Annotated in this window: 22 protein-coding genes and 1 tRNA gene; 15 read left to right on the top strand and 8 right to left on the bottom strand. The window is 70.1% G+C overall.

The window, feature by feature from the left end:
* Nucleotides 1-138 precede the first annotated feature (138 nt).
* Nucleotides 139-1,470, top strand: coding sequence for a M16 family metallopeptidase (locus NV348_RS04410; RefSeq protein WP_447150933.1), 1,332 nt, complete (start codon nucleotides 139-141; stop codon nucleotides 1,468-1,470).
* Nucleotides 1,471-1,687: 217 nt separating this feature from the next.
* Here the strand turns inward: NV348_RS04410 and NV348_RS04405 are convergent, their stop codons facing one another.
* Complete coding sequence (locus tag NV348_RS04405; RefSeq protein WP_447145824.1) at nucleotides 1,688-2,020, bottom strand: ArsR/SmtB family transcription factor; 333 nt, start codon at nucleotides 2,018-2,020, stop codon at nucleotides 1,688-1,690.
* A 93-nt stretch (nucleotides 2,021-2,113) separates the two neighbouring features.
* On the opposite strand from NV348_RS04405, the gene NV348_RS04400 reads away from it, so the two are divergent.
* Complete coding sequence (locus NV348_RS04400) at nucleotides 2,114-3,319, top strand: MFS transporter (RefSeq protein ID WP_447145823.1); 1,206 nt, start codon at nucleotides 2,114-2,116, stop codon at nucleotides 3,317-3,319.
* On the opposite strand, the gene NV348_RS04395 is transcribed toward NV348_RS04400, so the two are convergent.
* Nucleotides 3,316-3,711 (bottom strand): VOC family protein, encoded by a 396-nt coding sequence (locus tag NV348_RS04395; RefSeq protein ID WP_447150932.1) that lies wholly within the window; start codon nucleotides 3,709-3,711, stop codon nucleotides 3,316-3,318. The two genes, NV348_RS04400 and NV348_RS04395, sit on opposite strands and share 4 nt — an antisense overlap.
* A gap of 134 nt (nucleotides 3,712-3,845) precedes the next feature.
* Between NV348_RS04395 and NV348_RS04390 the strand changes: the two genes are divergently transcribed.
* The 9 genes from NV348_RS04390 to NV348_RS04350 all read left to right on the top strand — a co-directional run bounded on the left by NV348_RS04390 (nucleotide 3,846) and on the right by NV348_RS04350 (nucleotide 12,168).
* The gene (locus NV348_RS04390) at nucleotides 3,846-4,952 is read left to right on the top strand and encodes an alcohol dehydrogenase catalytic domain-containing protein (RefSeq protein WP_447145822.1); all 1,107 of its coding nucleotides are present in this window, start codon (nucleotides 3,846-3,848) and stop codon (nucleotides 4,950-4,952) included.
* A gap of 74 nt (nucleotides 4,953-5,026) precedes the next feature.
* On the top strand, nucleotides 5,027-5,773 hold the full coding sequence (gene dapB / locus NV348_RS04385) for a 4-hydroxy-tetrahydrodipicolinate reductase (RefSeq protein ID WP_447145821.1): 747 nt from the start codon (nucleotides 5,027-5,029) through the stop codon (nucleotides 5,771-5,773).
* Nucleotides 5,770-6,267, top strand: a complete 498-nt coding sequence (locus NV348_RS04380) for a hypothetical protein (RefSeq protein ID WP_447145820.1) — start codon at nucleotides 5,770-5,772, stop codon at nucleotides 6,265-6,267. The genes dapB and NV348_RS04380 overlap by 4 nt, the downstream gene beginning before the upstream one ends.
* A gap of 3 nt (nucleotides 6,268-6,270) precedes the next feature.
* Complete coding sequence (locus tag NV348_RS04375; RefSeq protein WP_447145819.1) at nucleotides 6,271-6,723, top strand: flavodoxin family protein; 453 nt, start codon at nucleotides 6,271-6,273, stop codon at nucleotides 6,721-6,723.
* Between the two features lie 93 nt (nucleotides 6,724-6,816).
* A complete protein-coding gene (locus NV348_RS04370) occupies nucleotides 6,817-7,875 on the top strand; it encodes an SDR family oxidoreductase (protein ID WP_447145818.1) in 1,059 nt (352 codons plus the stop codon).
* A gap of 143 nt (nucleotides 7,876-8,018) precedes the next feature.
* Nucleotides 8,019-8,693 carry a response regulator gene (locus NV348_RS04365; RefSeq protein WP_355277765.1) on the top strand — a complete coding sequence of 225 codons (675 nt, stop codon included), beginning with the start codon at nucleotides 8,019-8,021 and terminating at the stop codon, nucleotides 8,691-8,693.
* Nucleotides 8,690-9,910 carry a sensor histidine kinase gene (locus NV348_RS04360; protein ID WP_447145817.1) on the top strand — a complete coding sequence of 407 codons (1,221 nt, stop codon included), beginning with the start codon at nucleotides 8,690-8,692 and terminating at the stop codon, nucleotides 9,908-9,910. Before NV348_RS04365 ends, NV348_RS04360 begins: the two co-directional genes overlap by 4 nt.
* Nucleotides 9,903-10,928: a DUF8320 family protein gene (locus NV348_RS04355; protein ID WP_447145816.1), complete on the top strand. Its 1,026-nt coding sequence runs from the start codon at nucleotides 9,903-9,905 to the stop codon at nucleotides 10,926-10,928. The genes NV348_RS04360 and NV348_RS04355 overlap by 8 nt, the downstream gene beginning before the upstream one ends.
* Nucleotides 10,929-10,968: 40 nt before the next feature.
* Nucleotides 10,969-12,168, top strand: coding sequence for a winged helix-turn-helix domain-containing protein (locus tag NV348_RS04350; RefSeq protein ID WP_447145815.1), 1,200 nt, complete (start codon nucleotides 10,969-10,971; stop codon nucleotides 12,166-12,168).
* A gap of 4 nt (nucleotides 12,169-12,172) precedes the next feature.
* On the opposite strand, the gene NV348_RS04345 is transcribed toward NV348_RS04350, so the two are convergent.
* Nucleotides 12,173-12,619, bottom strand: a complete 447-nt coding sequence (locus NV348_RS04345; RefSeq protein ID WP_447145814.1) for a hypothetical protein — start codon at nucleotides 12,617-12,619, stop codon at nucleotides 12,173-12,175.
* 148 nt (nucleotides 12,620-12,767) lie between these two features.
* Here NV348_RS04345 and dapA point away from each other — a divergent pair, with 148 nt between their 5' ends.
* Both dapA and NV348_RS04335 read left to right on the top strand, forming a co-directional pair.
* Nucleotides 12,768-13,676, top strand: coding sequence for a 4-hydroxy-tetrahydrodipicolinate synthase (dapA, locus tag NV348_RS04340; RefSeq protein WP_447145813.1), 909 nt, complete (start codon nucleotides 12,768-12,770; stop codon nucleotides 13,674-13,676).
* Entirely contained in the window at nucleotides 13,673-15,709 is a 2,037-nt protein-coding gene (locus NV348_RS04335; RefSeq protein ID WP_447145812.1) for a ribonuclease J, read from the top strand. Before dapA ends, NV348_RS04335 begins: the two co-directional genes overlap by 4 nt.
* 58 nt (nucleotides 15,710-15,767) lie before the next feature.
* Here NV348_RS04335 and NV348_RS04330 read toward each other — a convergent pair whose 3' ends face one another.
* The gene (locus tag NV348_RS04330) at nucleotides 15,768-16,322 is read right to left on the bottom strand and encodes a WKL family lipoprotein (protein WP_447145811.1); all 555 of its coding nucleotides are present in this window, start codon (nucleotides 16,320-16,322) and stop codon (nucleotides 15,768-15,770) included.
* 37 nt (nucleotides 16,323-16,359) lie between these two features.
* The gene (locus tag NV348_RS04325) at nucleotides 16,360-16,743 is read right to left on the bottom strand and encodes a DUF4189 domain-containing protein (RefSeq protein ID WP_447150931.1); all 384 of its coding nucleotides are present in this window, start codon (nucleotides 16,741-16,743) and stop codon (nucleotides 16,360-16,362) included.
* A 297-nt stretch (nucleotides 16,744-17,040) separates the two neighbouring features.
* Between NV348_RS04325 and NV348_RS04320 the strand changes: the two genes are divergently transcribed.
* Nucleotides 17,041-19,602: a DNA translocase FtsK gene (locus NV348_RS04320; protein ID WP_447145810.1), complete on the top strand. Its 2,562-nt coding sequence runs from the start codon at nucleotides 17,041-17,043 to the stop codon at nucleotides 19,600-19,602.
* Between the two features lie 162 nt (nucleotides 19,603-19,764).
* On the opposite strand, the gene NV348_RS04315 is transcribed toward NV348_RS04320, so the two are convergent.
* A tRNA-Leu gene (locus NV348_RS04315) sits at nucleotides 19,765-19,838 on the bottom strand.
* A gap of 437 nt (nucleotides 19,839-20,275) precedes the next feature.
* Here NV348_RS04315 and NV348_RS04310 point away from each other — a divergent pair.
* On the top strand, nucleotides 20,276-21,256 hold the full coding sequence (locus NV348_RS04310) for a TerC family protein (protein ID WP_447145809.1): 981 nt from the start codon (nucleotides 20,276-20,278) through the stop codon (nucleotides 21,254-21,256).
* 54 nt (nucleotides 21,257-21,310) lie between these two features.
* Here NV348_RS04310 and NV348_RS04305 read toward each other — a convergent pair whose 3' ends face one another.
* Both NV348_RS04305 and NV348_RS04300 read right to left on the bottom strand, forming a co-directional pair.
* Nucleotides 21,311-21,595 carry a YciI family protein gene (locus NV348_RS04305; protein ID WP_447145808.1) on the bottom strand — a complete coding sequence of 95 codons (285 nt, stop codon included), beginning with the start codon at nucleotides 21,593-21,595 and terminating at the stop codon, nucleotides 21,311-21,313.
* A gap of 35 nt (nucleotides 21,596-21,630) precedes the next feature.
* Nucleotides 21,631-22,197 carry an amino-acid N-acetyltransferase gene (locus NV348_RS04300; RefSeq protein WP_355277736.1) on the bottom strand — a complete coding sequence of 189 codons (567 nt, stop codon included), beginning with the start codon at nucleotides 22,195-22,197 and terminating at the stop codon, nucleotides 21,631-21,633.
* Nucleotides 22,198-22,201: the final 4 nt, after the last annotated feature.

The raw sequence follows: 22,201 nt of genomic DNA, 5'->3' as shown, positions 1-22,201 counted from the left end.
CGCATAGAATCGCGGAGCCGGCCGTCGAGCCTGCTGCCTGATCGCCGAGGCATCCGCGCACGTCGCCAGCATCCTTTCGAGAGGTTGAGAAGCCATGTCAGTACAGCCGTCCGGTGGGATCGGGTGACGAAGCCACAGTTGACCGAGTCGAGTACCGAAACCGCGGACGACGTCTCCACCGCCGGCGGTGTACGCCGTACCGTGCTCCCCGGCGGGCTGCGCGTGGTGACCGAGCACGTGCCCGGCGTGCGCTCGGCCTCCATCGGGGTGTGGGTCGGCGTCGGCTCGCGCGACGAAGGGCCCACCGTGGCCGGCGCGGCGCACTTCCTCGAACACCTGCTGTTCAAGGCGACGCCCACCCGCTCGGCGCTCGACATCGCACAGACGATGGACGCCGTCGGCGGCGAACTCAACGCGTTCACCGCCAAGGAACAGACCTGCTACTACGCCCACGTCATCGACGAGGATCTGCCGCTGGCCGTGGAACTGGTCTCCGACGTGGTGCTCAACGGGCTGTGCCGGGCCGTCGACGTGGACGTGGAACGGCAGGTGGTGCTCGAGGAGATCGCCATGCGCGACGACGACCCCGAGGACCTGGTCGCCGACTCCTTCCTCAGCGCGCTGTTCGGCGACCACCCGATCGGGCGACCGGTCATCGGCACCGTCGAATCCATCGAGGGCATGCGGGCCGCCCAGCTGCGCGGGTTCCACCAGCGCCGCTATCGGCCGGACCGGATGGTCGTCGCGGTCGCGGGCAATGTCGACCACGATCGCACCGTCGAACTGGTGCACCGCGCGTTCGGACCACGCTTGGACACCGCCGCCGAACCGGCGCCGCGCCGCGAGGGCAAGTTCCGCGCGCAGACCGCGCCCAGCCTGGTCCGGATCAACCGCGACAGCGAACAAACCCACCTCGTCTTCGGCGTGCGCGCCTTCGGCAGACACGAGGGACACCAGCGCTGGCCGCTGTCGGTGCTCAACACCATCGTCGGTGGTGGCCTGAGTTCCCGGCTGTTCCAGCGCATCCGGGAGGAACGCGGCCTGGCGTACTCGGTCTACTCGAGCGTCGACACCTTCGCAGACACCGGCGCGTTCTCGGTCTACCTCGGCTGTCAGCCCGAAAACCTCGCCCAGGTCACGACATTGGCGCGCGACGTGCTCGTCGACGTGGCCACCAACGGGGTCACCGACGCCGAATGCGCCCGCGCCAAGGGCTCGTTGCGCGGCGGTCTGGTCCTCGGCCTCGAGGACTCGGCCTCCCGGATGAACCGCATCGGCCGCAGCGAACTCAGCTACGGCAACCACCGCAGCGTCTCGGCCACCCTGGCCCGCATCGACGCCGTCACCACCGACGAGGTCAACGCCATCGCCCGCACCCTGCTCGCCCGTCCCTACGGCGCGGCGGTCGCGGGCCCGTACCAGCGCACCCGCGACCTGCCCGCCGCGGTCCGCAAACTCGTCGAGCACTGAGCCCTTCGCCCCGCCGGTAGCCTGCACGCGCTGGACCGCACCGGGGGAGGGGGCTGGGCGACTGGTGTGTGGTGCTCGGCATCGCGCCGGCCACCGTCGTGCTCGAGGGAATCATCGCGATGTGGCCCCAGCGGGCGGGCTGTCGCCGCGTGCCCGCGATCCTGGCGTTTGCTGATCGCGGCCGGTGCCGCGGTGTGGTGGGTGGAGCGGTCGGACCTCAGTCCCGCGCGGCCTGGTTGGCGGCATCGACGATGGCGGGCAGCAGGCCGGGGACCGCGTCCTCGACGGCGTCGGTGCGCAGCCGCTGATAGGTCTGGCCGTCGATGGTCAGGCGCTCGATCAGGCCGGCCTCGCGCAGGATCTTGAAGTGGTGGGTCGCGGTGGATTTGTTGATCGCGTCGTAGAGCGCCGAGCAGCGGACCGGGGCGTCCGCGTTGGCCATGCGGCGGACCATCTCCAGCCGGACCGGATCGTGCAAGGCGCTCAGGACAGTGGGGAGCCCGGCGACGGGCACGGTCGGCGCCGGGGAGAGACCGTTAGCCTGTGTCATGATCTACCTCACTCGGGGGTTTGATACTCATCATACTAGGCGTAGGGTCGACGTCGTTCGATGGTGATCAAACTCTGCTGATAGGGGCTGCCAATGGTGGCGACGACGATCGCTCCGGTCGAGTCGGGGAAGCGATGGGCGTACGGACTCGTCCTCGCGGCGAGCGCGGTGGCGCTCGGTGTCTCCGGTGCGCCTGCACCCCTCTACGGCATCTACCAGACCGAGTGGCACCTCTCGCCGCTCACCACGACCATGGTGTTCGCCGTGTACGCGGTGGCCGCCCTCGGCGCGGTGCTGGTCTCGGGCCGGATCTCCGATGTGGTCGGCCGCAAGCCGGTGATGGTGGCCGCGTTCGCGACGATGATCCTCGGCCTGGTGGTGTTCCTGCTCGCCGATTCGGTGCCGATGCTGTTGCTGGCCAGGGCATTGCACGGCGCCGCGGTCGGTGCGACCGTGGTGGCGGGCGCCGCGGCCCTGCTCGACCTGCGGCCCGCGCACGGCGCGCGGTCCGGCCAGCTCAGCGGGGTGGCGTTCAATGTCGGGATCGCGGTCGCGGTGCTCGGCACCGCCGTGCTCGCGCAGTACGCGCCCTCGCCGCTGCGCACGCCGTACGTGGTGATCGCGGTGGTCTGCCTCGCCGCGGGCGCGGGCATTCTGGCGGTGAGCGAGCCGCATACCGCCCGGGTGAAGGCGCGGATCACGATCGCGAAACCCGCTGTCCCGCAGGAGATCAGGGCCGACTTCTGGTTCTCCGCGATCGGCGTGATGGCGGCCTGGTCGGTGCTGGGTGTGCTGCTGTCGCTGTATCCCTCGCTGGCCGCGGCGGAAACCGGCGTGCACAACCTGGTGTTCGGCGGCGTGGTCGTCGCGAGTACCGCGCTCGCCGCCGCGCTGGCGCAGCTGTTCGCGTCGCGGATTCCGGCGCGCCGGGCCGCCGTCATCGGTGACCTCGGGATGGCGGTCGCGCTGCTGGCCACCATCCCGGCGCTGGCGACCAAGCAGCCCGCTGTCGTCGTGCTGGCCGGGCTGGTGCTCGGCGCGACCTTCGGCCTGGGCTTCGGTGGCTCGCTGCGGCATCTGTCGGAAGTCGTTCCGCCGCACCGCCGGGGCGAGACCATGTCGGCCTACTACCTGCTGGCCTACTCCGCGATGGCGCTGCCGACCCTGGCCGCGGGCTGGGCGGCCACCACCTGGGGCCTGTCGACGGTGTTCCCGTGGTTCATCGTGCTCGTCTCGGTGGCCTGCGTGCTGGCCGCGCTGCTCGGGCTCCGGGGAACCCGAGCAGCGCGCGCGGACTAGGCGGGCCAGCCGCCGTAGGGCACGGTGATCAATTCCATGAAGTGGCCGTTGGGGTCGAGGAAATAGACCCCGCGGCCACCGTCGTTGTGATTGATCTCGTTGACCCCATGTTGCCTGGGGTCGGCCCAATGATCCATTTTGTAGCGCTGGATCTTGGTATAGGCAGCATCGAACTCGGACTCCGAGACGAGGAATGCGTAATGCTGCGGCTGGATTTCGGAAACGTGCGGCGGCACCTTCGCGAAATCGAAGGTGACGCCGTTGGCGACGGGGATCGGAATGAACGGACCCCACTCTTTTCCTATGTCCAACCCGAGGAGATCCGCCCAGAATTCGGCGGTTTCCCTATTATCGCGACATCCGACAATGGTGTGATTGAACTGAACTGACAGTGGATTTCTCCTTGTTCGTGATGGCGCCGACCCTGGGCACGGTACGAGGCGGCCGACAGGAGCACCATCACCGCGAACGAGATTAGCCACCGATCCCGGATCGTGCAATGGACGCGCGGGGTAGCGTCGCGCACATGAGGATTCGTGGAGCCGTCCTGGAACGCATCGCCGCGCCCGCGCCGTTCGCCGAGTCGCGGCCGATCACCGTGTGCGACCTCGAGCTGGCCGAACCGGGCCCCGGGGAACTGCTGGTCCGGATCGAGGCGGCGGGACTGTGCCATTCCGATCTGTCGGTGGTCGACGGCAATCGGGTGCGGCCGGTGCCGATGCTGCTCGGGCACGAGGCGGCGGGACTGATCGAGGCGGTCGGCGACGGCGTCACCGACGTGGCGGTCGGGCAGCGGGTCGTGATGACGTTCCTGCCGCGCTGCGGCCAATGCGCCGGGTGCGCGAGCAACGGCCGCACGCCATGCGGGCCGGGCAGCGTCGCCAACAACGCGGGTGAACTGCTCGGCGGCGGCCGCAGGCTGCACCGCGACGGCGCCGAGGTACACCACCACCTGGGCGTGTCCGGTTTCGCCACGCACGCCGTCGTCGACCGGCGGTCGGTCGTCCCGGTCGACGCCGACGTGCCGCCCGAGGTGGCCGCGGTGCTCGGCTGCGCGGTGCTCACCGGCGGCGGCGCGCTGCTCAATGCCGCGAAGCCGGGGAAAGGTGATCGGATCATGGTCGTCGGGCTCGGTGGGGTCGGTATGGCCGCGGTGCTCGTCGCGGTCTCGCTCGGCCTCGGTGAGGTGATCGCCGTCGACACCGTGCCCGAGAAGCTGGCGCTGGCAAGGGAATTCGGCGCCACCGCGGCGTTCACGCCGGGCGAGATCGCCGAGCGGGGTGTGCAGGCCGAGGTGGTCGTCGAGGCGGCGGGCAATGTGCGCGCCTTCGAGACCGCCGTCGCCGCCACGGCACCCGGTGGCGTCACGGTGACGGTCGGCCTGCCCGCCCCCGACGCCACCGCGACGATCTCGCCGCTGGCCCTCGTCGCGCAGGGCCGCACGATCGTCGGCAGCTACCTCGGCTCGGCCGTGCCCGAGCGCGACATCCCCGAATACGTCCGCCGGTGGCGCGCGGGCACCCTGCCGCTGGAACGGCTGGTCTCCGCGCGGATCGGACTCGACCAGGTCAACGCGGCGATGGACGAGCTCGCGGCGGGCGCGGCGCTGCGCCAGGTGATCGTGTTCGACTGACCTCGGCGCCGGGTCACCCGTCGCTGCTCGATAGGCTTGCCGGTAAGGGCGAAGCGAGACACGAGGAGATACGGGTGACCATTCGGGTCGGAGTGCTCGGAGCACGCGGCAAGGTCGGACAGGCCATCTGCGCGGCCGTGGAGGCGGCAGCCGATCTGGAGCTGGTCGCCCAGGTCGACAAGGGTGACGCGCTGGAGACGTTCACCGAGACCGGCACCCAGGTGGTCGTCGATTTCACCCATCCCGACGTGGTGATGGGGAACCTGAAGTTCCTGATCGAGAACGGGATCCACGCGGTCGTCGGCACCACCGGCTTCGACGAGGTGCGTCTGGCCGAGGTACGGGGCCAGCTGGCCCAGCGACCCGGCGTCGGCGTGCTGATCGCGCCGAACTTCGCGATCGGCGCGGTGCTGTCGATGCGGTTCGCCGAGCAGGCGGCGCGGTTCTTCGAGTCGGTCGAGGTCATCGAGCTGCACCACCCGAACAAGGCCGACGCGCCCTCGGGCACCGCCTACCGCACCGCCGGGCTGATCGCCGCGGCCCGCGCCGAGGCGGGCGTCGGACTCAGCCCCGATGCCACCACCACCGAGCTCGAGGGTGCCCGTGGCGCCGACGTCGACGGGGTGCGGGTGCACTCGGTCCGTCTGGCCGGGCTCGTCGCGCACCAGGAGGTGCTGTTCGGCACCCAGGGCGAGACGCTGACCATCCGCCACGACTCCATCGACCGCAACTCCTTCGCGCCGGGCGTGCTGCTCGGGGTGCGCGAGATCGCCGGACGTCCGGGTCTGACGGTCGGGCTCGACCCGTTCCTGGATCTGTGAACGCGTCCGAACCCGCCGCGTGGCGACCTGACCGCCAGGTCGTGAAGATCGTCGCGCTGGTGGCGTTCCTGGTGCTGGCGCTGGTCTACTACTTCATCCGCCTGGGCGGGCTGGCCATCGCCTACATCGCCGACGGCGGGTTCGCGGGGATCGCGATCGGCATCGGCATGCTGCTGCTGCCGATCGTCGGCGTGTGGATCGTGTGGGCGACGTTGCAGGCGGCGCTCGCGCACCAGCACCTGGCCCGCCGGATCGACGAGGAGGGCCTCGAGGTCGACACCTCGGAGCTGCCCCGGCGGCCCTCCGGCCGCATCGAGCGCGACGCCGCCGACGCGCTGTTCGCGCGGATCAAGACCGAATGGGAAGCCGACCCGGACAACTGGCGCTCCTCCTACCGGCTGGCCCGCGCCTACGACTACGCGGGCGACCGCACCCGCGCCCGCGAGACCATGCGCCGCGCGGTGGCCCTGGAAAAGCTGGAACGCGGGGAGTAGACCATGGCTCGGTTACTGCTCGTCCACCACACCCCCTCGCCGCACACCCAGGCGATGTTCGAAGCGGTCGTCGCCGGCGCCACCGATCCCGAGATCGAGGGCGTGGAGGTGGTGCGCCGGGCCGCCCTGGCGGTCACCGCCGTCGACGTCCTCGAAGCCGACGGCTATCTGCTCGGCACCCCCGCCAACCTCGGCTACATGAGCGGCGCGCTCAAGCACGCCTTCGACACCGTCTACTACCCGTGCCTCGACTCGACGCGGGGGCGTCCGTTCGGGCTCTACGTGCACGGCAACGAGGGCACCGAAGGCGCGGAGAAGGGCGTCACGGCCATCACCACGGGGCTCGGCTGGGTGCAGGCGGCCGACTATGTGGTGGTGTCGGGTGCACCGGCCAAGTCCGACCTCGAGGCGTGCTGGAATCTCGGTGCGACGGTCGCCGCGCAGTTGATGGACTGAGCCGGCGCGCGCGGCACGGTCGAGAACAGTAGACTCCGCCTCGAATTGATCGGGGTGGGGAGTGAATCCCTGTGAGCTACAAGGGAATCGACAATGGCGATCGTCTTGGTGACCGGTGCCACCGGCTTCGTGGCCGGACACTGCGTCCGGGAGTTGCTCGAGCACGGCTATCAGGTCAGGGCTACCGTGCGCGAGCTCGGCGCGGCCGGTAGGCGCGCCCATCTGGTGGATTTCGCCGAACGGCACGGCGGTGCGGTGGAGTTCGTGCAGGCGGACCTGACCGCCGACGACGGCTGGGATGTCGCGGTGAAGGGGTGCGACTACGTCCTGCACGTCGCTTCGCCGATTCCCGATGGCGGCAAGGAGTCCGAGCAGGCGATGGTCGAGGCTGCCGTCGAAGGCACCCTGCGGGTGCTGCGGGCGGCCGCCGCGAGCCCGACCGTGCGACGGGTCGTGCTCACCTCCTCGATCGTGACCGTCAACCAGGGCCACGACGTGGACAAGGTGTTCACCGAACAGGACTCGTCGAACCCGGACCGGCTCACCGGCTACGACAAGAGCAAGGTCCTCGCCGAACGTGCCGCCCGGGATTTCGTCGACCGGTCGCCGGCGCTCGGGTTCGATCTGGTCACCCTGCACCCGCCGATGATTCTGGGGCCGGTGCTGCATCCGCAGACCAACATGTCGCACGAGCCGGTGATCAGGCTGCTCGGCCGGAAGGTGCCGGGATCACTCGACGTCGGGTGGTCCACCGTGGACGTCCGCGACCTGGCCCGCGCACATCGCCTCGCGATGGAAACCCCCGCGGCCGGCGGGCAGCGCTACATCTGCGGTGGCGAGCATGTCTGGATGCGGGAGATGGCGGACATCCTCGCCGCGGAGTTCGGCCCGCGCGGTTTCGCGGTGCCGTCACGCACCCTGCCCGACTGGATGGTCAAGCTGGCCGCGCTGACCGATGACGCCGTCAAGCGTGTCGTGCCCGCCCTGGGCAAGCAGGAGCGGGTCAGCGCGGAGAAGGCGAAATCCGAACTCGGACTGACCTTCCTGCCCGTCCGGCAATCAGTGCTCGACACCGCCGAGAGTCTGCTCACCCACGGTGTCGTCGCCGCGCCGAGGCCGCGCTGGTGGTCGCGCCGTGGCCGGATCGGCTGAGGCGGCGAGCGGCCTCGACGTGCGCGAATCGCCGCGGCCCCGAATTCTGGTGGGCTGACACGCGGGCGCCGGATGCGGTAGAACTCGACACCGACGGGTTGCGGGCTGGCCGCGAATGGGTGTTCGAGGATGGGGAGTGGTCGGTGAGCGAGTTGCAGCAGACTCCGGCGGTACGGCGGATCGGGCTGGTCGAGGACCACGAGTCCGTCGCGATCGGGCTGGCGGCCATGCTCGGCCCCGAACCCGATCTGGACCTGGTCGCGACCGCCGACACCGTGGCGGGGCTGCTCGCCGCCGACGACGCCCTGGACCTGGTCGTGCTCGACCTGCGCCTGCCCGACGGCTCGACGCCCGAGGACAACGTCACCACGCTGCGTGAACGCGGCATCGAGGTGCTGGTGTTCACCGGCGCCGACAACGCCTTCCTGGTGCGCTCCGCGGCCAAGGCGGGTGTGCTCGGGGTGCTGCGCAAGTCCGAGAGCGTGGCGACCGTGGTCGCCGCGGTACGCCGGGCCGCCTCCGGGGAACAGGTCGTCACGACCGACTGGGCCGCGGCGATCGACGGCGACCCGCAGCTGTCCGACGTCGGGCTCAGCCCGCGTCAGGAAGAAGTGCTCATGCTGTACGCCTCGGGGGAGAAGGCGTCGCGGGTGGCCCGGCTGACCGGCCTGTCCGAGCAGACCGTCAACGACTATCTCGGCCGCATCCGGCAGAAGTACGCCGACGCGGGCAGGCCCGCGCCCACCAAGACCGACCTGTACAAACGGGCTGTCGAGGACGGCTGGCTGCCCGTGCCGGAACGTCAGCAGCGCCCGTGACCGCCACCGCGGTCCGCCCGGCAACCGGGCCCGTCGCGGTGGACACCGAGCTCTCCCGGGCGGCGACCGATCAGATCCTGCGCCGGCTCGGCGTCGTGATCGGCGTCGGCGCGATCATCGTGATGGCCCTCGAACTGCCCGCCGTGCTGATCCAGCCGATCAACAGCTCGGTGTGGCCCGAGGCGCATCTGGTGGCCGCGTACCTGTTCTTCGCGCCGCTGGCGGTGGTGTCGGCGCGTGGGCCGGTCACCGCGATCCGCCGGATCGCCGCGGCGGCCGCGATCTGCTATCTGGTGGCGACCGTGACGACGCCGCTGGTGTATTCGGTGGTGACGGTCGGGTCGTTCGCGTCGTGGCCGTATCGCGGGCTGGTCCTGGGGGTGATGGCGGGTGGTCTGGCCTGGTCGGTGCGCACGGCGTCGTGTTTCGCGGCGGTGCTCGCCGTGGCGACCAGCGCGTCCAATGCCGCCGTGGTGCCGGACAGTTCGGCATGGGCGCTGTTCGGCGACGTCACCAGGGCGCTCGGGGTGGCGGCGCTGTTCCTGTGGTGCGTGGTCTACGCGCGCACCGCCGCCGAGCGGGTCGACAAGGAAGCCGTCCGGCAGCGCTCGCGGGCGGCGACGGTCGCGGCGACGGCGGCCCGCGAACGTGAGGCCGCCCGCTTCGCCGCGCTCATCCACGACGCGGTGCTGTCGACCCTGCTGGAGGCCTCCCGCACGACGGGCTCCACCGCGGCCCTGTCCGCCCAGGCGACCCGCACCCTCGACCAGCTCGAACAGGCCCGCAGCGCACCGGAACTCGAGCACCTCGACGCGGCCGCCGCCGTGGAGTTCCTTCGGGCCGCGGTGCACGAGGTCGATCCCGATCTGCCGGTCCAGGCGGCGCGGCGCGGGGCCGATCTGTGTCTGCCGCTGGAATCGGCGCAGGTGCTGGGCGCGGCGCTCAGCGAGGCCGTACGCAACAGCGTGCGCCACGCCGACGTCGCCGGCAGGCGGGTGCGCCGCGATGTGGCCGTCACCGTGGCCACCGGCGGCATCAAGGTGGTCCTCTCCGACGACGGCGCCGGCTTCGACCCGGCCCGGGTACCCGCCGACCGGATGGGCATCGCGGGCAGCATCCTGGGCCGCATGCGCACGCTGCCGGGCGGGGCGGCCTTCGTCGAATCCGCGCCCGGCACCGGCACCGTGGTGACCCTGGTGTGGGGCAGTCATGGCTGAGCGTGACCTGCCGTTCGGCATGCGTGACCTGTTCGGCCTCAGCGACGGCATGGCCTGGCTGTTCGTGGTGATCTTCGAGGCCACCATCGTCATGTACCTGCGGGTGAACTTCGACATCGTCCCGCCGATCCCGGCCGCCGTCGCCCTGGTGCTGATGGCCGTCGCCGCGCTGGTCGTGCTGGTGTTCCCGGTGGATCCGCTGCCGTGGCCTGCCACCGCCTACGTCGCCTGCGCCGGACCGGCCGCGATGGCGCTGACGGTGCCGTGGATCGAGAACCCCACGGGCTTCTCGCACCAGCTGTGGACCGCCTACCCGACCTCGTACCTGCTGGCGATGCTGGTGCTGCGTGGGCGGATCCTGTCGGCCTGGCTCGGCGTCGCGGCCGCCGCGACCGTGCTCGTCACCATGGGCGTGTTCACCACCTGGCATCCGGAAACGGTGGTGCGGGCGCTGACCCCGGTCGCCACCGTCGGCGTGGTGACGGTGTTCATGGCGATCGTGCGGCCCACCCAGCGCTCGCTGCGTGAGCTGCGCGGCCAGGCCAATCAGCGCGCGGCCACCGAGGCGGCGCTGGCCGCGGCCGGCGCCGAACGCGACCGGCAGCTGACCCGGCTCGACCTGCTCGCCCGGCCGATTCTCGCGCGCATCGCCGAGGGCGCCCACCTCACCGACGACGAACGCGAACAGTGCCGGCTGCTCGAAGCCGAACTCCGTGACGGGCTGCGCGCCCCCGAACTGGTCACCGAACAGCTCAGCGCCGCCGCGCGCGCCGCCCGCGCGCGCGGGGTGGAGGTCACCCTGCTCGACGACGGCGGCTTCCGTGGCGTCCCGACCTGGGTGCGCCACAACGTGATCGACGCCGCCGTCGAGGCGCTCGACAGCGCGCAGGAGGGCACGGTCACGGTGCGGGTGCTGCCGATCGGACGGCGCTGGGTGGCGACCGTGCTCGCCGCCGCCGCGACCGGCGACCGGCGCACCGAGATCGATACCGCGGGGGTCGTGCGGGTCTCCACCTGAGCCGGGCTCACCTGTCGTACCCCTGTGCCAGGCTGAGGGAATGCAGCGGATGAATGCGGCGACGGCCCGGCGGATCGCGCTGGCCGCGCAGGGTTTCGGCAAACGTCGTCCGGCCAACCCGAACCGGCGGGCCGTCCTCGATGTCGTCGCCAGAACCCGGCTGCTGCAACTGGATTCGGTGTCGGCGGTGGTGCGGGCGCACTACGCGCCGGTGTTCAGCCGGATCGGTCCCTACGACCGCACGTTGCTGGAGCAGGCGGCCTGGAGTGACAGTCCGCGCGCACGGCGCGGCCTGGTGGAGTACTGGGCGCACGAGGCGGCGCTCATCCCGGTCGCGGACTGGCCGCTGCTGCGCTGGCGGATGGCCGAGTACCGGCACGGGCGCTGGTCGGGCATGCGCAAGGTCATCGAACGGAATCCGACGCTGGGCAAGGACATCCTCGATGTCGTCACCGAGGTCGGCGCGTCCAGCGCGGGCGAGATCGAACGCCATCTGGAACTGGACAAGCCCCGTCCCAAGGGCACCTGGTGGAATCTCAGCGACACCAAGATGGTGTGCGAGCAGCTCTTCGCCGCCGGAGAGCTGTCCATCGCGCGCCGGGCGGGTTTCACCCGCCACTACGACCTGACCGAACGCGTGGTCCCGGCTGACGTCCTCGACCGCGAGATCGGCGAGGACGACGCCGTGCGCGAGCTGCTGCGCCGCTCCAGCCGCGCGCTGGGCATCGGCACCGAGACCGACCTGCGCGACTACTACCGCCTGAACCGGCGCCAGAGCGCCCCCGCGATCGCCGACCTCGTCGACGCGGGCGAACTGATCCCGGTCGAGGTCGACGGCTGGGACGCGCCCGCCTACCTGCACCCGGAGGCGAGCACCCCGCGCCGGATCAGCGGCGCCGCCCTGCTGTGCCCGTTCGATCCGCTGATCTTCTTCCGTCCGCGCACCCAGCGGATCTTCGACTTCCACTACCGCATCGAGATCTACACGCCGGAACCCAAACGGGTGCACGGCTATTACGTCTTCCCGTTCCTGCTCGACGGCGTGCTGGTCGGCCGCGTCGACCTGCGCGCCGAGCGCGGCAGCGGCAGGCTGCTCGCGCCCGGCGCGTTCGCCGAACCCGGTTACGCGACGGCCGAGACCGCGCACGCGCTGCGCGGCGCGCTGCGGGAGATGGCCGACTGGCTCGAACTCGACGACGTCGTCCTCGGTGAGCGCGGCGACCTGGCCCCGCTGCTGTGACCGGCTACCAGCCCTTCGGGCCCTGGCCGCGCATCTGGTCGCGCAGCGTATTGGTGACCGCGCCCGAGAGCCAGGAATTCAGCGACTGCCCGTTCTGCGCCGCCGCCTCCTCGGCCTTGTTCTTGAGCTGTTCGACCAGGCGCAGGGTGACGCGGCTGATGTCACCGGTCATCTCCTCGAAGGTCGGCTGTTCGTCCGAGCCCGACGGCGTGTTCTTGCGCACGTCGGCCACCGCCTCGGTGCCGTCGAGGCGCACGTGCACGGTGCGGTCGCCGAGCTCGGTGCTGATCTCGGCGGCCAGCTCCGACAGTGCCGACAGCAGCACGAGCCTGCTCGAACTCTCCACCGCCGCGGCCAGTGCGGCGGCGGTGGCCTGCGTTTTCTCGTCGCCGAGTGCGGCGGCGGCGATCAGTTCCTCGCGCAGCCGCGCGGTGTGAGCGTTCAGATCCATGACATCAGTGTGGCGTCATTATTGACATCACGCAAGGATGGTCGTGATGTCATCCCGACCGGGGACGCCGGCGAAAAACACCCACCGGCAGCCGGATCGGCCGCTAGGGTGTCGAGGCTCATCAGGCGACCGGGTAGCCTTTCTGACCATGACGAACGGTGAATCGACGCCAACGGAGCTGCACGCGTCCGGCACGGTAGGTGTCGCGATGGTGACCCCCTTCAGCGCTGCGGGCAAGGTCGACGTCGATGCCGGTGTGGCCCTGGCCGCGCGCCTGGTGGACCGCGGCGTCGATCTCCTGGCGATCTCGGGGACCACGGGTGAATCGCCCACCACTACCGAGACCGAGAAGGCCGAGCTGCTGCGCGCCGTCGTCGACGCGGTCGGCGATCGCGCCACCGTGATCGCGGGCGCGGGCACCTACGACACCGCGCACTCGATCGAGCTGGCGCGCGCCGCCGAGAACGCGGGCGCGCACGGCCTGCTCGTGGTGACCCCGTACTACTCGCGTCCCACGCAGGAGGGTCTGCTCGCGCACTTCACCGCGGTCGCCGACGCCACCTCGCTGCCGGTGACCCTCTACGACATTCCACCGCGGTCGATCGTGCCGATCGCTATCGACACGATCCGCCGCCTCGCCGACCATCCGAACATCGTCGCGGTGAAGGACGCCAAGGGTGACCTGGTCTCCGGTGCCGATCTCATCGCGACCACCGGTCTGGCGTTCTACTCCGGCGACGACGGCCTCAACCTGCCCTGGCTCTCGGTCGGCGCCACCGGATTCATCAGCGTCATCGGGCACGTCGTGCCGGAGCGCTTGCGCGAGATCCACCAGGCCTACACGGCCGGTGACGTGGTCCGGGCCAGGGAGATCAACGCGACACTGTTGCCGCTGTTCGCGGCCATGACCCGCCTGGGAGGTGTGGCTATGTGCAAGGGAGCTCTTCGATTGCTCGGCGTCGAGGTGGGGGAACCCCGGTTGCCCCAGCTGATGCCGACGCAGGCGCAGCTCGACGCGCTGGCGCTGGATCTGCAAGCTGCGGGGGTGTCGGCATGACCGAACCCACCGCTCGTAAGCCGCGTCGCCGGTCCGCCTCCCGCGCGGCGGGCGCGCCCGAACCCACCCCGGTCGAGCAGGCCGCGCCGCCGAAGCAGGCCGCGCCGAAGCCCGAGCCGGTCGCCGAGATCGTCGCCGAGGCGAACCTGGTCGGCGAGGCCGAGGTGGGCACCGATCTGATCAGCGTCGCCGAGGAGCAGGTCACCGCGCCGAAGAAGGCCACCTCGCGCCGCGCCAAGAGCAAGCCCGCCGCCGAGCAGGCCCCGCAGCAGCAGTCCCGTGGTGGTGGCCGTGGCCGTCAGGGCGGCGGCCGCGGCCGTGGTTCCGCGCCCGTGGCCGAGCCGCGCGAGAAGGCACCCCAGGACCGGCTCGGCACCCCGCCGAAGCTGCCCAAGAACGGCCTGCGCGTGTTCGCGCTCGGCGGCATCGGCGAAATCGGCCGCAACATGACCGTGTTCGAATACGACGGCAAGCTGCTGATCGTCGACTGCGGTGTGCTGTTCCCCGAGGACCAGCAGCCCGGCGTCGACCTGATCCTGCCCGACTTCCGGCCCATCGAGGACCGGATGGACGACATCGTCGCCATCGTGCTCACCCACGGCCACGAGGACCACATCGGCGCGGTGCCGTTCCTGCTGCGCAACCGCCCCGACATCCCCGTGATCGGCGCGCGGTTCACCCTCGCGCTGGTGGCCGCCAAGTGCCGCGAGCACCGGCTGCAGCCCAAGCTCATGGAGATCGCCGAGGGCGAGACCACCGTGCACGGCCCGTTCGAGTGCGAGTACTTCGCGGTCAACCACTCGATCCCTGACGCCATCGCGGTCGCCATCCGCACCCAGGCGGGTGTCGTGCTGCACACCGGTGACATCAAGCTCGACCAGCTGCCGCTCGACGGCCGCCTGACCGACCTGGCCGGTTTCTCCCGTCTGGGCGACGAGGGCGTCGACCTGTTCCTCGTCGACTCCACCAATGCCGAGGTCCCCGGCTTCGTCACCCCCGAGCGCGAGATCGGCGGTGTCCTCGACAACGTCATCGGCAAGGCGCGCAACCGCGTCATTGTCGCCTCCTTCGCCAGCCACGTGCACCGCATCCAGCAGGTCGTCGACGTGGCGCAGAAGCACAACCGCAAGGTCTGCTTCGTCGGCCGCTCGATGGTGCGCAACATGCAGATCGCGCAGGATCTGGGCTATCTGACGGTGCCCGACAACGTGGTCGTCGAGATGGATCAGGCGGCGAACCTGCCCGGCAACCGCCTGGTGCTGATCTCCACCGGTTCCCAGGGCGAGCCGCTCTCGGCGCTGGCCCGGATGGCGCGCGGTGACCACCGCCAGATCAACATCCGTGCCGACGACCTGATCGTGCTGGCCTCCTCGCTGATCCCGGGCAACGAGAACTCGGTGTTCGCGGTGGTCAACGGGCTGGCCCGGCTCGGCGCCACCGTCATCACCCAGCAGAGCGCGAAGGTGCACGTCTCCGGCCACGCCTCCGCCGGTGAGCTGCTGTACCTGTACAACGCGGTGCGCCCGACCAATGCCATGCCGGTGCACGGCGAATGGCGGCACCTGCGCGCCAACGCCGCGCTCGCGGTGGCCACCGGTGTACCGGAGGAGCGGGTCGTGCTGGCCGAGGACGGCGTGGTGGTCGACCTGGTCGACGGCATCGCCTCCATCGTCGGCCGGGTACCGGTCGGGCACGTCTACGTCGACGGCCTCTCGGTCGGCGACGTCGGCGAGTCGACCCTGTCGGACCGCCTGGTCCTCGGCGAGGGCGGCTTCATCTCGATCACCGTCGTCATCGACTCGACCACCGGCAAGGCCGTCAGCACCGAGATCAACGGGCGCGGCTTCTCCGACGATCCGGCCGCGCTCAACGGCGCGAACGAGCTGGTGGAGTCCGAGCTGCTGCGGCTGGCCGGCGAGGGCATCACCGACACCCACCGCATCGCCCAGGGCGTGCGCCGGGTGGTCGGCCGCTGGGTCGCCGACACCTATCGTCGCCGTCCGATGATCGTGCCCACGGTCATCGGCGTCTGACCCACCGAAACACGAAAACCGCCGGGCGACAGTGTCGCCCGGCGGTTTTCGTCGTGCGTCAGGCCTGGCAGGCCGCGGAGTCGAGCTTGGCCGACTTCACGATGTTGCAGGCGAAGGTGTGCGAGACCTTCCAGGAATCGTCCTCGGCGACGAAGTCGACGAAGGCGTCCTGCACCGGCTTGCCGTCGATGGTGACATCGGCGTCGGCCTTGAGCTTGCCGTCGGCGGGCTCGCCGACCTCGGTGATCGCGACGGTCACCTTGTTCTTGTTCGCGGCGTCGACGAACTTGTCGACCAGCATCGGATCCTGGTCGGCGTCCTCGATGTAGGTCTTCTTCTCCTCGCCGGTGAGCTTGCCCGCCAGCGCCTTGTTGATCCGGCTGTTCAGCTCCTCGGCGGTCGGCTTGGGCAGGTTGGGCGGGGTGGTGACCGCGAGGTCGCCGCCCTCTTCCTTGCCCTGCTTGGTATTGCCCGATTCGAAGGCGCCGCCGGCGGCGGTCGTGGTGCTCGCGCCCGCGCTCGACGAGCCCGAATCGCTACTGCACGCGCTGAGCCCGAGCGCCGCGACGATCGCGACGAGGGCGGCGGCGGTCTTCAGTGGACGGTTGTTCACTACAACTCCCCAGATACTGTTCTCGATACGGGTCGGGCTAGAGCTGGTAACCGCTGGTGCAGTTCCAGTGCTTGATGCTGGCGTTGCCCGGATTGTTGTTCAGCGCTTCGCGTTTGGCGCCGCCGATGGTCGAGGCGGAGCCGTAGCTCCACCAGCCGCGCGAGATCGCGATCGCGCCACAGCCGTTGCGGTAGGACACCTTCACATCGCACCCGCCGCCGCCTCCGCCGCGCCGGCATGCCGCCAGCGCGCCCGCCTCCGCGTCGGCATAGCTGCCGTAGTCGGTGGCGTACCCGTAGACCCCCGATTTGACCGATACCGCGATGGCACCGTAATTGCTCGACTGCGCCTGGGCCGGAGCGATGTGCCCCGCGAACAACGCCGCGGTGGTGGCACCGAGCACGGCCGCGCCGGTGAGCATTCTCTTCACTTGTTGCTTCCCCTTCGTAAGCACGGGTCAACCGACCCGATGGAGCGCAGTCAACGTACCGAGCACCCCGTCGTGCGCGCCAGCCGTAGCGTGGCCCACGGGCCGAATTGCAGGAGTTCGGCAAGGATTCGATAAGCCCGGGCCCGCGAAACGCGGTCGCGCGCGAGTTTTCCCCGCGCTGACCGGGAGCCCGCGACCTGCGCCTCCGGGTGAGATCACCGTCGCAACCGGGGTGGGACCAGTGTTGCGGATGGTCCGGACGGTGCCTGAGCGGCTAGCCTGATGGTCATGGCAGGTAAGTCCCGCAGCACCACGACCTCTCGGGCGCGGGCGGGATCGAGCCGGGGGCAGACGCCGCCGCCGCGATCTCGTTCGACGACTCCGCGAGCGTCGGCGGCGCCACGCGGGCGCACCGCCCCCGCCCGCAGGCCGGTCAAACGCGCGTCGAACACTGCGCCGCTGGCCGTGATCGGGCGTGGCGTCGGCAGCGGCTGGACCATGCTGGCCCGCGGCGTCGGCGCCACCACGCGCACACTGAGCCGGGCAGGCGAGATCGAGCACGGGCACCGGCGCGACGGCATCGGCCTGGCGCTCATCGCGGTGAGCGCGATCATCGCCGCCGCCATGTGGCTGTCGGCGGGCGGACCGGTCGGCCGCTTCCTGGAAGACGTCGTGCGCGCCATCGCGGGTACCGCGGGCGGACTGGCCCCGCTGCTGTTCATCGCGCTCGCCGTGGTGCTCATGCGCACCGAGCCGCACCCGGAGATCCGGCCCCGGCTGGTGCTGGGCGGGCTGCTCGTCGTGTTGCCCGCGCTCGGCGTCTGGCATCTGGCCGCCGGGTCACCCACCGACGCGCACGGACGTTCGCGGGCGGCGGGGGTACTCGGCTATGCCATCGGTGGTCCGCTCGGGCAGGGACTCACGCCCTGGCTGGCGCTGCCGATCCTGTTGCTGGCCATGGTGTTCGGTGTCCTGCTGCTCACCGGGACCACGGTGCGTGAGGTGCCATCGGCGCTGCGGGAGTACTTCGGCCTCGGCGAGCACGGCGACGACGACGATCCCTACGACCCGGCCAACTACGACGACGACGGTTTCCCGCTGCACCGCAACCGAACCCGTCGCCGTGGCCGGACTCCCGACGACAACTACCCGCCCGACGAGTTCGGCGGCTCCGACGCGCTCACCGAATCGCTGGGCGAACCGCCGCTGCGCGAAGCCAAGCAGCTGCGCATCGACGAGGAACCGCCCGCGCCCGAACCGGCCCCGAAACCGGCGCGCAAGCGCCCGCCCGCCAAGGTCGTCGACCAGACCCCGCCCGCCCCGCCCGAGCCGGAGTTCGTCACCGACCGGGTGGTCGACGGCGACTACACGCTGCCGCCGCTGACACTGCTGCTCGACGGTGAACCGCCCAAGAAGCGTTCGGCCGCCAACGAATCGATGATCGAGGCGATCACCGAGGTGCTGGTGCAGTTCAAGATCGACGCCGCGGTCACCGGTTTCGTGCGCGGCCCGACGGTCACCCGCTACGAGGTGGAGCTGGGCCCGGGCGTCAAGGTCGAGAAGATCACCGCGCTGGCCCGCAATCTCGCCTACGCGGTCGCGACCGAGAACGTGCGCCTGCTGGCGCCGATCCCCGGCAAGTCCGCGGTCGGCATCGAGGTGCCCAACTCCGACCGCGAACTGGTGCGCCTGGCCGACGTGCTCAAGTCGCCGCACACCCGCAACGACCACCATCCGCTGGTGATCGGCCTCGGCAAGAACATCGAGGGCGAGTTCGTCTCGGCGAACCTGGCCAAGATGCCCCACCTGCTGGTGGCGGGTTCCACCGGTTCGGGTAAGTCGAGTTTCGTGAACTCGATGCTGATCTCGCTGCTGCACCGGGCCACCCCGGAAGAGGTCAGGATGATCCTGATCGACCCGAAGATGGTGGAACTCACGCCGTACGAGGGCATTCCGCACCTGATCACGCCCATCATCACCCAGCCGAAGAAGGCCGCCGCCGCGCTGGCCTGGCTGGTCGAGGAGATGGAACAGCGCTATCAGGACATGCAGGCCAACAAGGTCCGCCACATCGACGACTTCAACAAGAAGGTGAAGTCCGGCCAGATCACCGCGCCGCTGGGCAGTGAGCGGGTGTACCGGCCGTATCCGTACATCCTGGCCATCGTCGACGAGCTCGCCGACCTCATGATGACCGCCCCGCGTGATGTCGAGGACGCGATCGTGCGGATCACCCAGAAGGCCCGCGCCGCCGGTATCCACCTGGTGCTGGCGACCCAGCGCCCGTCGGTGGACGTGGTGACCGGTCTGATCAAGACCAACGTGCCTTCGCGGCTGGCCTTCGCGACGTCCTCGCTCACCGACTCGCGCGTCATCCTGGACCAGCCGGGCGCGGAGAAGCTGATCGGTATGGGCGACGGCCTGTTCCTGCCGATGGGCGCGGGCAAGCCGACCCGTCTGCAGGGCGCGTTCATCTCCGACGAGGAGATCCACGCGGTCGTCGAGTTCAGCAAGACCCAGGCCGAACCCGAGTATCAGGAGGGCGTCACCGCCGCCAAGGCCGGCGAGGTCAAGGACGTCGATCCCGATATCGGCGACGACATGGACGTGCTGCTGCAGGCGGTGGAACTCGTGGTCACCTCGCAGTTCGGCTCCACCTCGATGTTGCAGCGCAAGCTGCGCGTCGGCTTCGCCAAAGCGGGCCGGTTGATGGACCTGATGGAGACGCGCGGCGTCGTCGGGCCCAGCGAGGGCTCCAAGGCGCGCGACGTGCTGATCAAGCCCGACGAGCTGGACGGCTTGCTGTGGTCGATTCGGGGTGGCGACCCCGGCGGCGCCGAGGACGAGTAGGTCGAACGCACGCCGGTCGGCGCGCGATACTGGTTTGCTCTGACCGTGCCGGGAGTAGGCGGCGACGAACGAGGAGGGACCGTGGCTCACCGCGGAGTCGAACCGCGCGCCCGGGCCTTATGAGAGCCCGTCGGCACCTGCGTGAGCCGGGAGTGTGGACGGTTCCCTCGGCGAGAGTCGAACTCGCACTTGCCGGTACCTGAGACCGGTGCCTCTCCCAGTTGGGCTACGAGGGAATAGCTGATCGCCCCGGGCCGCACGGGCGGGCTGGGGTACACGACAGGGACCGCGGGCGGTGGGCCCGCGCGTGGGGGAGGGGGTGCCTAGCGGCCTAGGGCCGGACGATGCCGGTCAGCAGTCGCCGCGCGCGCTCGAAAAGCGCTGCGGCAGCACGGCACCCAGGGGTAGCCGATGCATCGCGACACGGCGTTCGTACTTCGCGGTGGATCCGTTCACGGCTAGCTCCTCTCGGGGTACCGGTGGGGTGACGATGCGTCGACGGTAGCAGCGGATGGCGCCCGGCGAAACGGATTTTCCCGACGCGCCGACCGGCCCGTGCGCAGGTCAGGGTGCCTGTGTGTGAAATCATGACGAGCAAGCGCTCCGCAAAGCCGACTGAAACGGACATTTCGGGCATGATGGACGACGTGAACTTCATCGATCGGACCACCACATGCAGGTGACCACGCTCGAGTGGGTGATCACCGGTGTGGTGATCCTCGGCTTGTTCGTCTTCGACTTCTTCGCCCATGTGCGCACGCCGCACGAACCGACCTTCCGGGAATCGGGCTTCTGGTCCGCGGTCTACATCGGCTTGGCCCTGCTGTTCGGCCTGTTCGTCGCCTGGAAATGGGGCGGCACCTACGCCGGGGAGTACTACGCGGGCTTCGTCACCGAGAAGGCGCTCTCGGTGGACAACCTGTTCATCTTCCTGATCATCATGAGCACCTTCGCGGTGCCGCGGATCTACCAGCAGAAGGTGCTGCTCATCGGCATCGTGCTGGCGCTGGTGATGCGCGGTGCCTTCATCGCCGTCGGCGCGGCCGCGATCAGCGCGTTCAGCTGGGTGTTCTATCTGTTCGGCGCGTTCCTGATCTACACCGCGGTGAATCTGCTGCGCGAGAGCGGGCACGAGGTCGAGCACGAGCAGCAACGCGACAGCCGGATCGTCGCGCTGGCCAAGCGGATCCTGCCCACCACCGACCAGTACGACGGCGACAAGCTCATCACCCGGATCGACGGCAAACGTGTGGTGACCCCGATGCTGCTGGCGCTGCTGGCCATCGGCTTCGCCGATCTGCTCTTCGCCCTGGACTCGATTCCGGCCATCTACGGCCTCACCGAGCAGCCGTACCTGGTGTTCACCGCCAACGCCTTCGCGCTGATGGGCCTGCGCCAGCTGTTCTTCCTCATCGGCGGCCTGCTCGACCGCCTGGTGTACCTGTCCTACGGTCTGGCCGCGATCCTGGCGTTCATCGGCGTCAAGCTCGTGCTGCACGCGCTGCACGAGAACACGCTGCCGTTCATCAACGGCGGTGAGCACGTGAGCGTGCCGGAGATCTCGACCACGGTGTCGCTGAGCGTGATCATCGGCATCCTGGTGATCGCCACGGTGGCGAGCCTGCTGAAGACCCGCCGGACCACCTCCTCCTGACCGCGCACTGCCCGGAACCACCGTGGTTCCGGGCAGTGCTGTGTCAGTGGCCGGTCACTCGGCGAAGGCGCCCATCACCGGCAGCCATTCCACGACCCGCACGGCCTCGATCAAGCCCAGCTTCGCGAACGGGTCCTCGGTCAGCAGCGTGGTCAGCGACGGCGCGTCCGCGGCGCGGAAGATCAGCAGCGCGCCGGTGCCGTCCGGGTACGGCCCGCTGGTGAGCACCGTGCCCGCGTCCACGAGCGCGTTGAGCCACCCGCGATGCTCGGGGCGGTGGGTCGCCCGGTCGGCCGCGGTGGCCTCGGTGTAGGTGTAGTGGACGGCGAAGATCGGCACGGTCGATCACTTTCTCGCGGTGGACTTGCGGATATTCAGAGAGTCAGCAGCATGCGGGTGTTGCCGAGGGTGTTCGGCTTGACGTAGCTCAGGTCGAGGAACTCCGCGACACCGGTGTCGTAGGACCGGCACATCTCGGCGTACACCTCGGCGGTGACGGGCGTGCCGTCGATCTCGACGAAACCGTGCCTGCCGAAGAAGTCCACCTCGAAGGTGAGTACGAACAGCCGCTGGAGCTGCAGCTCGCGCGCGACCGCGACCAGCCGCTCGACGACGGCGCCACCGACGCCGCGGCCCTTCACCACCGGATCGACGGCGACCGTGCGCACCTCGCCCAGATCGGCCCACAGCACGTGCAGCGCGCCGCAGCCGACGACCTGTCCGTCGAGTTCGGCCACCCAGAACTCCTGGACCGATTCGTACAGGGTGACCAGGTTCTTCTCCAGCAGGATGCGACCCGCGTACTCGTCGACCAGACGCTTGATCTCGGGGACGTCCGAGGTTCGGGCTCGTCGCACGACCACACCGGAAACAGGCGCCACAGTGGGCGCGGCGGGATGCGCGTCGCTGGTCGAACCACCCAGTGGTCCCCGTGAGGTCATGGGG

It is taken from the genome of Nocardia fodinahabitans (assembly GCF_052983615.1).
Note: the sequence above shows the minus strand (reverse complement) of the source record. Positions and strands in the feature narration are given on the sequence as shown.